Origin of the sequence: uncultured Bradyrhizobium sp. (assembly GCF_947648125.1) — a bacterium.
Lineage (GTDB): Bacteria > Pseudomonadota > Alphaproteobacteria > Rhizobiales > Xanthobacteraceae > Bradyrhizobium.
This window is the reverse complement of record NZ_CANSMR010000027.1, coordinates 1-12,225: the sequence shown is the minus strand read 5'-3', so window position 1 is coordinate 12,225 and position 12,225 is coordinate 1. Positions and strand designations below refer to the sequence as shown.

The 12,225-nt window shown below is 63.9% G+C and carries 11 protein-coding genes, 1 tRNA gene and 1 pseudogene; 11 read left to right on the top strand and 2 right to left on the bottom strand.

Annotated features, from left to right (window positions below; all coding sequences use genetic code 11):
• Window positions 1–30: 30 nt before the first annotated feature.
• Window positions 31–1,254 carry a serine hydrolase domain-containing protein gene (locus Q0030_RS32260; protein ID WP_298376527.1) on the bottom strand — a complete coding sequence of 408 codons (1,224 nt, stop codon included), beginning with the start codon at window positions 1,252–1,254 and terminating at the stop codon, window positions 31–33.
• A 169-nt stretch (window positions 1,255–1,423) separates the two neighbouring features.
• On the opposite strand from Q0030_RS32260, the gene Q0030_RS32255 reads away from it, so the two are divergent.
• A tRNA-Trp gene (locus Q0030_RS32255) sits at window positions 1,424–1,499 on the top strand.
• Window positions 1,500–1,563: 64 nt separating this feature from the next.
• Here Q0030_RS32255 and Q0030_RS32250 read toward each other — a convergent pair.
• The gene (locus tag Q0030_RS32250; RefSeq protein WP_298376525.1) at window positions 1,564–2,769 is read right to left on the bottom strand and encodes an ABC transporter substrate-binding protein; all 1,206 of its coding nucleotides are present in this window, start codon (window positions 2,767–2,769) and stop codon (window positions 1,564–1,566) included.
• Window positions 2,770–2,955: 186 nt separating this feature from the next.
• Between Q0030_RS32250 and Q0030_RS32245 the strand changes: the two genes are divergently transcribed.
• The 10 genes and pseudogenes from Q0030_RS32245 to Q0030_RS32200 all read left to right on the top strand — a co-directional run.
• Window positions 2,956–3,720: an FCD domain-containing protein gene (locus tag Q0030_RS32245; RefSeq protein ID WP_298376523.1), complete on the top strand. Its 765-nt coding sequence runs from the start codon at window positions 2,956–2,958 to the stop codon at window positions 3,718–3,720.
• A 63-nt stretch (window positions 3,721–3,783) separates the two neighbouring features.
• Window positions 3,784–5,397, top strand: a complete 1,614-nt coding sequence (locus Q0030_RS32240; protein WP_298376520.1) for an acyl-CoA synthetase — start codon at window positions 3,784–3,786, stop codon at window positions 5,395–5,397.
• A 331-nt stretch (window positions 5,398–5,728) separates the two neighbouring features.
• Entirely contained in the window at window positions 5,729–5,920 is a 192-nt protein-coding gene (gene secE / locus Q0030_RS32235) for a preprotein translocase subunit SecE (RefSeq protein WP_016840554.1), read from the top strand.
• A 20-nt stretch (window positions 5,921–5,940) separates the two neighbouring features.
• Window positions 5,941–6,474: a transcription termination/antitermination protein NusG gene (nusG, locus tag Q0030_RS32230; RefSeq protein WP_021081670.1), complete on the top strand. Its 534-nt coding sequence runs from the start codon at window positions 5,941–5,943 to the stop codon at window positions 6,472–6,474.
• A gap of 130 nt (window positions 6,475–6,604) precedes the next feature.
• A complete protein-coding gene (gene rplK, locus Q0030_RS32225; RefSeq protein WP_008136439.1) occupies window positions 6,605–7,033 on the top strand; it encodes a 50S ribosomal protein L11 in 429 nt (142 codons plus the stop codon).
• Between the two features lie 6 nt (window positions 7,034–7,039).
• Complete coding sequence (rplA, locus tag Q0030_RS32220) at window positions 7,040–7,732, top strand: 50S ribosomal protein L1 (RefSeq protein ID WP_029081784.1); 693 nt, start codon at window positions 7,040–7,042, stop codon at window positions 7,730–7,732.
• Between the two features lie 198 nt (window positions 7,733–7,930).
• Complete coding sequence (locus tag Q0030_RS32215) at window positions 7,931–8,884, top strand: 2-hydroxyacid dehydrogenase (protein WP_298376514.1); 954 nt, start codon at window positions 7,931–7,933, stop codon at window positions 8,882–8,884.
• A gap of 579 nt (window positions 8,885–9,463) precedes the next feature.
• Window positions 9,464–9,982 (top strand): 50S ribosomal protein L10, encoded by a 519-nt coding sequence (rplJ, locus tag Q0030_RS32210; RefSeq protein ID WP_050402242.1) that lies wholly within the window; start codon window positions 9,464–9,466, stop codon window positions 9,980–9,982.
• Between the two features lie 54 nt (window positions 9,983–10,036).
• Window positions 10,037–10,414 carry a 50S ribosomal protein L7/L12 gene (gene rplL / locus Q0030_RS32205; protein ID WP_050420389.1) on the top strand — a complete coding sequence of 126 codons (378 nt, stop codon included), beginning with the start codon at window positions 10,037–10,039 and terminating at the stop codon, window positions 10,412–10,414.
• A 429-nt stretch (window positions 10,415–10,843) separates the two neighbouring features.
• Window positions 10,844–12,225: pseudogene (locus Q0030_RS32200) on the top strand (DNA-directed RNA polymerase subunit beta); the annotation flags it as partial.

Sequence of the window (12,225 nt, the reverse complement as noted above, 5' to 3'; positions counted from 1 at the left end):
GCGCGCTGCGTTGCATCCGGGGCACGAGACTTATTCAACCGCCGCGTACACGCCGTTGCGTACCAGCGAGCGGGTATATTCGCGCTGGCCCGGGCCCTGCATCATGAAGACCGCGATCAGGTCTTCGCGCGGATCGATCCAGAAGAACGTGCCGGCCATGCCGCTCCAGAAGTACTGGCCGACCGAGCCGGAGAACGGCGCGATGCCCTGCTGCATGCGCACGGCGAAGCCGAGGCCGAAGCTGTGGCCGGGCGACACCAGCGTGCCCTGAACCTTGACGCCGGCGCCGAGGTGATCGGAGGCCATGAATTCGAGCGTCTTGCGGCCGATGATCCTGGTGCCGTCGAGCGCGCCGCCGCCCAGCAGCATCTGCGCGAACCGCGCATAGTCCATCGTGGTCGAAACCAGTCCGCCGCCGCCGGATTCCATCGCCGGCTTCTCCAGCATGTTGAACAGCTTCACCTTCTCGTTGGTCCAGGGATCGTTGGCAAACGCCTCGGCGAGACGGCCGGCATTGGCTTCCGGCGTGTGGAAGGCGGTCTCGTTCATCTGCAGCGGCGAGAGGATGCGCTCAGTGAGGAATTCGCCGAGCGTCTGGCCGCTGACGATTTCGATAATGCGGCCGAGGATGTCGGTGGAGCGGCTGTAGTTCCACTCGGCGCCGGGCTGGCAGACCAGCGGCATGCCGGCGAGCATGGTGGCGTGCTCGGCATTGGTGATCTTGCGGCTGCGCAGCCGCGACTGCTGGTAGAGCTGCTGCACCGGGCCGTTGCCGGTGTGGTCATACGTCAGGCCCGAGGTGTGGCGCAGCAGGTCCTGGATCGTCATCTGCCGCTGGACCGGGACCAGCTCGAGCTTGCCGTTGTGCTCGACGCCGACCTTGGTCTCGGCGAATTCGGGAATGAATTTCGCGACGGGGTCGTTGAGCAGGAAGTGGCCGTCCTCCAGCAGCATCATGATGCCGACCGAGACGATCGGCTTGGTCATCGAGAAGATGCGGAAGATCGTGTCATGCGTCATCGGCGCAGCGGCCGCCGGGCTTTGCCGCCCGATCGCGTCGAACCAGCCAATCTGGCCGCGCCGCGCCACCAGCACCGTGAAGCCGGGCGCGGTTCCCTTGTCGACCTCGCGCTTGAAGGTGTCGGACAGGGCCTGCAGCCGCGCGCTCGACAGTCCGATCGATTCGGGTTTGGCGAGGGGGAGGGACGGGGTGGTTGGGCTGGCGGCGTGCTTGGTGGCGGTTTGGGCGTTCATGGTCTCTCCCGGGTTCTTGATTCTTGCGGCGAGGTGCCGACGTGGAGTGATGGCCGAAGTCTGGCGCAGAAGTTTTGCAATGAACAGAAGCTTCACCGCTTCGCCCTTGCAAACCGGCCATGCCCTGTGCTTGAAACGGCGCGAACCGGCGGCGACGCAGGTTCCCTGCAGGAGTGTAGCTCAATTGGTAGAGCACCGGTCTCCAAAACCGGGGGTCGCAGGTTCGAGCCCTGCCACTCCTGCCAGCTTTTCACCAATCATTTGAATGTGTTGGCCGAGGTCCTGGACCCCGGCCATGATTGCATTCACTCACTTGATGAGCGGGCAGCCGCCGTCCTTCAGCGGCCGGAACGCCTGGTCGCCGGGCACCTCGGCGAGCACCTTGTAGTAATCCCATGGCGCCTTCGATTCCTCAGGCTTCTTGACCTCGAACAGGAACATCGAGTGCACCATGCGGCCGTCCTCGCGCACCACGCCGTTGTCGGTGAAGGCGTCGCGGACCGGGGTCGCGCGCATCTTCGCCAGCACCGGCTTGGTCTCCTTGGTGCCGGCGGCCTTCACCGCGTTGAGGTAGTGCAGGGGGGCGCTGTAGGTCGCGGCCTGGTTCATGGTCGGCATCCGCTTCATGCGCTCGAAGAAGCGCTTGCCGAAGGCGCGGGTGCGGTCGTTGAGATCCCAGTAGTAGGCCTCAGTGATGATCAGGCCCTGGGCGAGCTTCAGGCCGAGGCTGTGGATGTCAGAGATGAACATCACGATACCAGCCAAATTCTGCCCGCCCGCGACGATGCCGAATTCGGCGGCCTGCTTGATCGCATTGATGGTGTCGCCGCCGCCATTGGCGAGGCCGACGATCTTGGCCTTCGACGATTGCGCCTGCAGCAGGAAGGAGGAGAAGTCCGGCGTGTTGAGCGGATGCCGGGCGCTGCCGAGCACCTTGCCGCCGGCGGCACGGACCACGTCGCCCGTGTCGCGCTCGATCGAGTGGCCGAAGACGTAGTCGGCGGTGATGAAGAACCAGGTGTCGCCGCCGTTCTTCACGATCGCGCTGCCCACGGTGTGGGCGTTGGCGTAGGTGTCATAGGTCCAGTGCAGCGTGTAGGGCGAGCAGGACTTGCCGGTGATGTCGGAGCTCGCCGCATCCGTCACGATCATGATCTTCTCGAACTGCTTCGACATCTCCATGCCGGCGAGCGCGGTCGCCGAGGTCGGCATGTCGATGATCATGTCGACATTCTCAGCCTCGTACCATTTGCGGGTGATGGTGGCGGCGACGTCGGCCTTGTTGAGGGGATCGGCGGTGACGAGCTCGATCGGCTTGCCGAACATCGAGCCGCCGAACTCTTCGATCGCCATCTTGGTGGCTTCGACATTCCCGGCGCCGCCGATGTCCGAATAGACCGACTGGAAATCGGTCAGCACGCCGATCTTGAGCGGCGTCTGTTGTGCGAGCGCGGGCCCCGCCAGCGCGGCGGCGATCAGGCCGGCGGCGGACAGACTCGTGACGATGGATTTCATGATGATGGACCTCCCCGGGGATGTTCTTATCTGTTTGTCCGACAAAGCTAGGTTTGCCCGGTTCCGCTGTCAATTCTGGCCGGCCGGGTGCGACAATCCGGCCAAGACAGGCCAGTTTGACGCTTCAAAAAGCTTCGCCTATGCTTTGTCCGACAAACGACAATCAGAGGCCCCGGGGAGCTGAAGATGGCCACCACGCCGCTGTTCCGGCGCATCGACGTCGCGCCGGCCTATCAGAAGGTCGCGGACGCGATCGAACGCGAGATTATCAACGGCCGGATCAAGCCGGGCGAGCCGATCGGCACCGAGCAGCAGCTGGTCGCGCAGTTCGGCGTCAACCGCTCGACAGTGCGCGAAGGCATTCGCGTGCTCGAGGAGGGCGGGCTGATCCGCCGCGATTCCAGCCGCCGGCTGCAGGCCTGCCTGCCGCGCTACAACAAGCTCGCCACGCGGCTGTCCCGCGCGCTGATCCTGCACGAGGTGACGTTCCGCGAATTGTTCGAGACCTCGATGACGCTGGAGGTCGCGAGCGTCGAGGGCGCAGTCGAGCGCGCGACCGATGACAACATCGCCGAGCTCGCCCGCAATCTCGAGCGCAGCGCTGCGGTGGTCGGCAATCCCGCCGATCTCGCCGAGCTCGATGCGGAATTCCACGTGCTGATGGCCAAGGCCTCGCAGAACCGCGTGTTGCAGCTCGCCCGCGAGCCTGCCGCGCAGCTGTTCTTTCCGACCACCGAGATGATCGTCGGCGGCGTGCCGGAAGGCGGCGCGCGCCTGGTCGAGGCGCACCGCCACATCCTCGATGCGATCAAAGAGCGCGACAAGGAGGCCGGCGTGCTGTGGACTCGGCGGCACTTGCAGGACTGGCGGCGCGGCTTCGAGAAGATCGCCTCGCTCGATCGCTCGGTCGAGCACACCTACATGGAACACGCCTACGCCGCCCGGCAATAGCGACGGCTCGGCCAAGAGCGACAAAGACAAGACAACGACAAAAAGCACATTCGGGAGGGACAAATGAGCGGAGACATCGCAGCAACCATCCAGCGCGCCCGCGAGCACAGCATCGGCGATTTGTTGCGTCGGTCGGCCAAGCGCTACCCCGACAAGACCGCGCTGATCTGCGGCGAGGTGAGCTGGACCTTCGCGGAGATGGACGCGATCTGCAATCGGCTCGGGCGCGGCTTGCTCGCGCTTGGCATTGCGAAGGGCGACCGTGTCGCGGTGCTGTCGCGCAACTCGCATGGCTTCGCCGCGCTGCGCTTCGCGGTGGCGCGGATCGGCGCGATCCTGGTGCCGATCAACTTCATGCTCAATCCCGACGAGATCAATTTCATCCTCGCCAATTCCGGCGCAAAGCTGCTCGCGGTCGGTCCCGATTTCGTGGAGACCGCGCACGCGGCCGCCGCCAAGGGCTCGGCGGTCGAAACTCTGATCTGGCTGCCCGGCGAGGATCCGGCCACCGCGCCCGACGGCATCACGACCTTCGACAGCCTGCTGCATGGCGACGCCTCGGCGCCGGACGTATCGGTGGACAGCCGCGATCCCGCGCAGATCATCTACACCAGCGGCACCGAGTCGCTGCCGAAGGGCGCGATCCTCACCCATGAAGCCGTGATGTGGCAGTACGTCAGCTGCATCATCGACGGCGGCATGGCGACCGACGACACCGTGCTGCACGCGCTGCCGCTGTATCACTGCGCGCAGCTCGACGTTTTCCTGGGGCCCGCGATCTATCTCGGCGCCACCAGTCTCATTACCGGCAAGCCGGTGCCCGACAACGTCCTGGCGCTGATCGCGGCCCACAAGATCAATGCGTTCTTCGCGCCGCCGACGATCTGGATCGCGATGCTGCGCTCGGGCGCGTTCGATCGCACCAATCTCTCGACCCTGCGCAAAGGCTATTACGGCGCCTCGATCATGCCGGTCGAAGTGCTGCTCGAATTGCAGCGGCGTCTGCCCGACGTAAAATTCTGGAATTTCTACGGCCAGACCGAGATCGCGCCGCTCGCAACCGTGCTAGCGCCGGAGCACCAGCTGCCGAAGGCGGGCTCGGCCGGCAAGCCGGCGATCAATGTCGAGACGCGGGTGGTCCGGCCGGACATGACCGACGTCAAGGTGGGCGAGGTCGGGGAGATCGTGCACCGCTCGCCGCATCTCTTGTCCGGCTACTACAACGATCCGGTCAAGACGGCGGCGGCGTTTGCCGGCGGCTGGTTTCATTCCGGCGATCTCGCGACCGTCGATGCCGACGGCTACATCACCGTGGTCGATCGCGTGAAGGACATGATCAAGAGCGGTGGCGAGAATGTCGCGAGCCGCGAGGTCGAGGAGATGATCTACCGGCTGCCCGGGGTGTCGGAGGTCGCGGTGGTCGGGCTGCCCGATCCGCGCTGGATCGAGGCGGTGACCGCGATCGTCGTGGTCAAGGCGGGCGAGAGCCTCGATGCCGAGGCCGTGATCAAGCATTGCGCGGCGTCGATGGCCCATTTCAAGGTGCCGAAACAAGTCATCTTCGTTGACAGCCTGCCGAAGAACCCGAGCGGCAAGCTGCTAAAGCGCGAGCTGCGCCAGCGCTATGTCGGTGGCGCCACGCTGGATCAGGCGGTCCAGAAGAGCTTTGCCGGCTGATCCACCCGGCCTCCGCGGTGGACGGCCCGGGCTATGGACCTCGTACCATCAGCCTAAGTGCTTGATTCGAGAGGCCCCGTTCCGGCCTGCCGCGACCCCGGCCGGGGCGGGGCACGACCCCGCCGACCTTGACCTTTGGCCGGTCTCGCAGTAGATACCCGGCACTCGCAGCCGGCCCGCTTTGATGGCGGATATCCGGCGCGGCCTAATTCCCCGAACATTCGAGCTCGTTTATCGGCTCAACCTTCCAAACGAGGGCTGGGTCCGCAAGGTCGGCTGTTCGGATTCCTTAAACGTTGCAAATCGTCCGGAGACGGACGCGGATCTCACGATGGCTTTCAGCCCGTTCAAATTCCTGCAGGAAGTGCGCTCGGAGACCGCCAAGGTCACCTGGCCGACGCGCCGCGAGACGACCATCACCACCATCATGGTGTTCGTGATGGTGGCGCTGGCCTCGATCTTCTTCTTCGCCGCAGATCAGATCATCCGCTATCTGATTACCCTGATACTGGGCATCCACTGATGAGCATGGGAACTCAATTGATGGACAAGCGCTGGTACATCGTTCACGCCTATTCGAACTTCGAGAAGAAGGTTCAGGAATCGATCCGCGAGCAGGCTAAGCAGCGCGGGCTGGAAGAGCTGTTCGAGCAGATTCTTGTTCCGACCGAGAAGGTCACCGAGGTGCGGCGCGGCCGCAAGATCGACGCCGAGCGCAAGTTCTTCCCGGGCTATGTGCTGGTGAAGATGAAGCTGACCGACGAGGCGTTCCATCTGATCAAGAACACCCCGAAGGTGACCGGCTTCCTCGGCGCGGAAAACAAGCCGATGCCGATCTCGGAAGCGGAGGCGATGCGGATCCTGCACCAGGTGCAGGAGGGCGTGGAGCGTCCGAAGGCGTCGGTGTCGTTCGAAATCGGCGAGAACGTGCGCGTGGCCGACGGCCCGTTCGCCTCGTTCTCCGGCGTGGTGGAAGAAATCGACGAGGCGCGCTCGCGCGTGAAGGTCGCGGTGTCGATCTTCGGCCGCGCGACCCCCGTGGAACTGGAATTCGGTCAGGTCGAAAAGGTGGTCTGACCGGACGGCGTGGGGTATATGCCCCGCGTCAAGTGAGAGGCCGTGGGAGGGAGGAGGCGGTCGCCAGCCCCTTCAACCGAACCACGGAACCTGAAACCGTCGGCACCGTCCGGCACAACAGGAGTGATAAATGGCAAAGAAAGTGACCGGATACCTGAAGCTTCAGGTCCCGGCCGGTGCGGCGAATCCTTCGCCCCCGATCGGTCCCGCGCTTGGTCAGCGCGGTCTCAACATCATGGAGTTCTGCAAGGCGTTCAACGCGCAGACCCAGAAGGAAGAGAAGAATACCCCAATCCCGGTGGTGATCACGATCTACGCCGATCGTTCCTTCACCTTCGAGATGAAGACGCCCCCGATGTCGTTCTTCCTCAAGCAGGCTGCCAAGATCCAGTCCGGCTCGAAGGCGCCGGGCCGTGACAAGGCCGGCAAGGTGACCAAGGCGCAGGTGCGCGAGATCGCCGAGAAGAAGATGAAGGACTTGAATTGCGACACCATCGAATCGGCCATGAAGATGGTCGAGGGCTCTGCCCGTTCGATGGGTCTGGAAGTTGCGGGGTAACGGGCCATGGCAATCGGAAAGCGTTTGAAGAAGGCCCGCGAGGGTGTCGATCGCGAGAAGCTCTACCCGCTCGCGGACGCCATCAAGATGGTCAAGGAGCGCGCCAAGTCGAAGTTCGACGAGACGATCGAGATCGCGATCAATCTCGGCGTCGACCCGCGCCACGCCGACCAGATGGTCCGCGGCGTCGTCAACCTGCCGAACGGAACCGGCCGTACGCTCCGCGTCGGCGTGTTCGCACGCGGCGCCAAGGCTGAGGAAGCCAAGGCCGCCGGTGCCGACGTCGTCGGTGCCGAAGACCTGGTCGAGAAGGTGCAGGGCGGTGCGATCGATTTCGATCGTTGTATCGCCACTCCCGACATGATGCCGCTGGTCGGCCGCCTCGGTAAGGTGCTCGGTCCGCGCGGCATGATGCCGAACCCGAAGATCGGCACCGTGACCATGGACGTCACCAACGCCGTGAAGGGCGCCAAGGGCGGCTCGGTCGAGTTCCGCGTCGAGAAGGCCGGCATCGTGCAGGCCGGCATCGGCAAGGCCTCGTTCTCCGAGGACAAGCTGGTCGAGAACGTCAAGGCGCTCGCGGATGCGGTCTCCAAGGCGAAGCCGGCGGGTTCCAAGGGCACCTACATCCAGCGCGTGGCGGTTTCCTCCACCATGGGCCCGGGCGTGAAGGTCGAGCCGGGTACGATCCTCGGCTGAGGTCTCTGGCCGTGACGAGATAAAGAGGGGCGGGATCGGGCAACCGGTTCCGCCCTTTGTTTTGCTGGAGCGTTTCGCGCGAGGTGGCTACCGGCTTCGCGTGAAGAAAGCGCGCCAAGATGAGATTCGAGAGCCTCGTTCCGATTCAACCGGAACGGAAAAGGCTCCAGGTGAAGCCGCTCGCAGGAAACAACAACAATGCCCGATAAGGTCCTGGTCTATTCGCGCTTTCCCAGAAACGAACTGGTGCGCTTCGGCGAGCGTTACGAGCTGCTGAATGCCGCGGGCAAGCCGCCGACCGAGATGTTTCCGGCGGCGGAGCTTGGCGAGATCCGCGCGATGATCACGGCGGGCGGGACCCCGCTTGGCGGCGAGGCGATGGACATGCTGCCGAAGCTTGGCGCGATCATCTGCTACGGCACTGGATACGAGGGGATCGATCTCACTGCCGCCGCCAAGCGTGGCATTGCGGTCGGCCACAGCCCCGGCGCCAATGCCGCATCGGTTGCCGACATCGCGGTGACGCTGATGCTGGCGGCGGTCCGCCGCCTGCCGGTCGTCGACAATTATGTCCGCAGCGGCGACTGGATCGCCGCCAAGCCGTCGCCGATGATGCGCCCGCAGGCCGGCATGCGCGGCCGCAAGGTCGGTGTCTACGGTCTCGGCGAGATCGGCCGCAAGATTGCAGCGCGGGTTGCCGCGTTCGAGACTGAGGTCGGCTATTTCAGCCGGTCACGGCAGGAGGTGCCGTATCAGCACTTTCCGAGCCTCGAGGCGCTTGCCGACTGGTGCAGCGTGCTGATGGTCGCGGTGCGCGCCAGCGCGGACACGGTTCACGCCGTCAACGCCGATATCCTGCGCCGGCTCGGCAGCAGCGGGATCGTCGTCAATATCTCGCGCGGCTCCGTCATCGACCAGCAGGCGCTGGTCGCGGCACTGACCGACGGCGCGATCGCCGGCGCCGGCCTCGACGTGTTCGCCAGGGAGCCGCACGCGCCGGACGAACTGACGGCGCTGCCGAACGTCGTGCTGTCGCCGCATATCGGCGGCCACACCCTGGAATCGCACGTGGCGATGCAGGATTGCGTGCTCGCCAATCTCGGCGCATTCTTCGCCGGCAAGCCGCTGCCATATGAGGTGAGGGGCGCCTGAGCGGCCGGCGGTTCCGCCTCGGAACCGGTTCCCCGGCCGCAATATGAAACTGGTCTGAAATTTGCTCTTGGCAAGCAGGGCGGGACCGGTTACATAGCGGCTTCCGGGCGTGCTGGCACTTGCTGGCATGTCCGTGCTCGCATTCCGAAAACCTGAGATGATAGGAGATCATTCCTTTCCGCATGCCCGCAAGGATGCTCGAAAGGAAGGAAACCCGTCGCCTCCAACGGAATGAGAGCAGGGCGTTCGGCCCCGGCCGATAGCCCGATCCTGTCCAAGACTGCAGGCGCCCGCGAGAACTTCGTGTTTTCAACGGCTTAATCGCATGGCCTGCATAGACGGGTGAAGACCGGATTTTGTGCTCCATGTCGCGGCCTGTTCGCGGCTGGGAGACTGGTTTGGTTCGAACCTCGACAGCCCATGGCCGCAAGGCTTTGGGAGGGCAGGCTTCTAGATGTCGTCTTGCCCGGCATGTCCGAAGGGTCTTTGCGCCCCAAGGATCAGGTTTAGGGTAGGGCGATGGGTGCAACCCGGCGGTCCTGCCTTCGCGGAAAGGCCGCCAACCGGAAAGAGCTTGCTGTGGAACGAGCGGCAAAAAAAGAGTCGGTCGAACAACTCAACGAGGTCTTCAAGACCACGTCGGTTGCGATCGTTGCTCATTATTCCGGCCTCACCGTGGCCCAGATGCAGAAGCTGCGCATGCAGATGAAGCAGGCGGGCGCGTCGGTGAAGGTCTCGAAGAACCGTCTCGCCAAAATTGCTCTTGAAGGCACTGACGTCGCTGCCATCGGTTCCCTGCTGAAGGGGCCGACCGTGATCGCTACTTCGAACGATCCGGTTGCGGCGCCAAAGGTTGCCATCGAATTCGCCAAGGCGAACGAGAAGTTCGTCATCCTCGGCGGCTCGATGGGTAAAACCGTCCTGAATGTCGACAGCGTGAAGGCTCTCGCCTCACTGCCGTCGCTCGACGAACTGCGCGGCAAGATCGTTGGCCTCCTCGTGGCGCCGGCGACCAAGCTTGCTCAGCTGTCCAACGCGCCCGCGGCCAAGCTCGCACGCGTCATTCAGGCTCATGCCTCAAAGAGCGAAGCGGCCTGACCCCTTCGCTAATCTCAAACCTGGTTCGAACCAAACGTTTAAGGAAACAGATCAATGGCTGACTTGCAGAAAATCGTCGACGACCTCTCGAGCCTCACCGTGCTCGAAGCCGCCGAACTCGCCAAGCTCCTCGAAGAAAAGTGGGGCGTGTCCGCCGCTGCCGCCGTCGCGGTTGCTGGCCCGGCTGCCGGCGGCGCTGCCGCTGCTCCGGCTGAAGAAAAGACCGACTTCACCGTCGTGCTGGCTGCCGCCGGCGACAAGAAGATCGAAGTCATCAAGGAAGTCCGCGCCATCACCGGCCTGGGCCTGAAGGAAGCCAAGGACCTCGTCGAAGGCGCTCCGAAGCCCGTCAAGGAAGGCGTCAACAAGGACGAAGCCGACAAGATCAAGGCCCAGCTCGAGAAGGCTGGCGCCAAGGTCGAACTCAAGTAATGCGCGATCCGGGAGCGCCGCAGGGCGCTCCCGGGCCTGCAAACGGCGTGCGCGTGGCGCGCCGGACACAAGAAAGTGTGGGGATCCGTGGACTTAACCCTCGAATCTCCTTTATTGCCATCCCATATCGGGTTGGCAGCGGAAAAACACGGTAGGCGGCGGGGGCGGCAGGGCACCCGGCGGAAGCCGTTGGGAGACAGTCAGATTTCGGGCTTTTTCAGTCCGTAAAGCGGAGCGTTTGGACGAGCGGGTGCAGTGATGTGCCTCGCGCGTCGTTTTGCGTTTTGGAGGTGATGGGGGCTGGGCCGGGGATTTAATTCCTGACTTTGCGCTTCGTTCCTTCGGGACGATTCGAAATTCAACCCGGGGCCGATGGCAGTCGCTCCCGGAAGGTTCGCCCCACAAAGGCGACGAAAATGAGAGGCCACGATGGCGCAGCAGACATTCACCGGTCGCAAACGCGTACGCAAGTTTTTCGGTCACATCAAGGAAGTCGCCGAGATGCCGAACCTCATCGAGGTTCAGAAGGCGTCCTATGACCAGTTCCTGATGGTTGACGAGCCGGCCGGCGGCCGCCTCGATGAGGGGCTGCAGGCGGTGTTCCGCTCGGTGTTCCCGATCTCGGATTTCTCCGGCACCTCGATGCTCGAATTCGTCCGCTACGAGTTCGAACAGCCGAAGTATGACGTCGACGAGTGCCGCCAGCGCGGCATGACCTTCGCTGCGCCGCTCAAGGTGACGCTGCGCCTCATCGTGTTCGATATCGATGAGGAAACCGGCGCCAAGTCGGTGAAGGACATCAAGGAGCAGGACGTCTACATGGGCGACATCCCGCTCATGACGATGAACGGCACCTTCGTCGTCAACGGCACCGAGCGCGTCATCGTCTCGCAGATGCACCGTTCGCCCGGCGTGTTCTTCGACCACGACAAGGGCAAGACCCATTCGTCCGGCAAGCTGTTGTTTGCCGCGCGCGTGATTCCGTATCGCGGTTCCTGGCTCGACATCGAGTTCGACGCCAAGGACATCGTGTTCGCGCGCATCGACCGCCGCCGCAAGCTGCCCGTGACCTCGCTGATGTACGCGCTCGGTCTCGACGGCGAGCAGATCCTGTCGACCTTCTACAAGAAGATCACCTACAAGCGGACCAAGGACGGATGGCGCGTGCCGTTCGACGCCAACCGTTTCCGCGGCTACTCGACCATCAACGACCTGATCGACGCCGACACCGGCAAGGTGGTGCTCGAGGCCGGCAAGAAGCTGACCGTGCGCAGCGCGCGCCTGATGCAGGAAAAGGGCCTCAAAGCGCTGCGGATGTCGGACGAGGAGCTCGTCGGCAACTATCTCGCCGAGGATCTCGTCAACCCGAAGACCGGTGAAATCTACGCCGAAGCCGGCGAGGAGATCACCGAGAAGTCGCTCAAGGTGCTCAACGAGCAGGGCTACAAGGACCTGCCGCTGCTCGACATCGACCACGTCAATGTCGGCGCCTACATCCGCAACACGCTCTCGGCCGACAAGAACATGACGCGTGAGGACGCGCTGTTCGACATCTACCGCGTGATGCGTCCGGGCGAGCCGCCGACGCTGGATTCGGCGCAGGCGATGTTCCAGTCGCTGTTCTTCGATGCCGAGCGTTACGACCTCTCCGCGGTCGGCCGCGTCAAGATGAACATGCGCCTCGAGCTCGATGCGCCCGACACCCATCGCACGCTGCGCAAGGAAGACATCCTGGCGGTCATCAAGACGCTGGTCGACCTGCGCGACGGCAAGGGCGAGATCGATGACATCGACCACCTCGGCAACCGCCG

Coding starts and splice junctions, on each gene's coding strand:
- Q0030_RS32260 (WP_298376527.1), bottom strand. CDS start 1,254: ATGAACGCCCAAACCGCCACCAAGCACGCCGCCAGCCCAACCACCCCG.
- Q0030_RS32250 (WP_298376525.1), bottom strand. CDS start 2,769: ATGAAATCCATCGTCACGAGTCTGTCCGCCGCCGGCCTGATCGCCGCC.
- Q0030_RS32245 (WP_298376523.1), top strand. CDS start 2,956: ATGGCCACCACGCCGCTGTTCCGGCGCATCGACGTCGCGCCGGCCTAT.
- Q0030_RS32240 (WP_298376520.1), top strand. CDS start 3,784: ATGAGCGGAGACATCGCAGCAACCATCCAGCGCGCCCGCGAGCACAGC.
- secE (WP_016840554.1), top strand. CDS start 5,729: ATGGCTTTCAGCCCGTTCAAATTCCTGCAGGAAGTGCGCTCGGAGACC.
- nusG (WP_021081670.1), top strand. CDS start 5,941: ATGGACAAGCGCTGGTACATCGTTCACGCCTATTCGAACTTCGAGAAG.
- rplK (WP_008136439.1), top strand. CDS start 6,605: ATGGCAAAGAAAGTGACCGGATACCTGAAGCTTCAGGTCCCGGCCGGT.
- rplA (WP_029081784.1), top strand. CDS start 7,040: ATGGCAATCGGAAAGCGTTTGAAGAAGGCCCGCGAGGGTGTCGATCGC.
- Q0030_RS32215 (WP_298376514.1), top strand. CDS start 7,931: ATGCCCGATAAGGTCCTGGTCTATTCGCGCTTTCCCAGAAACGAACTG.
- rplL (WP_050420389.1), top strand. CDS start 10,037: ATGGCTGACTTGCAGAAAATCGTCGACGACCTCTCGAGCCTCACCGTG.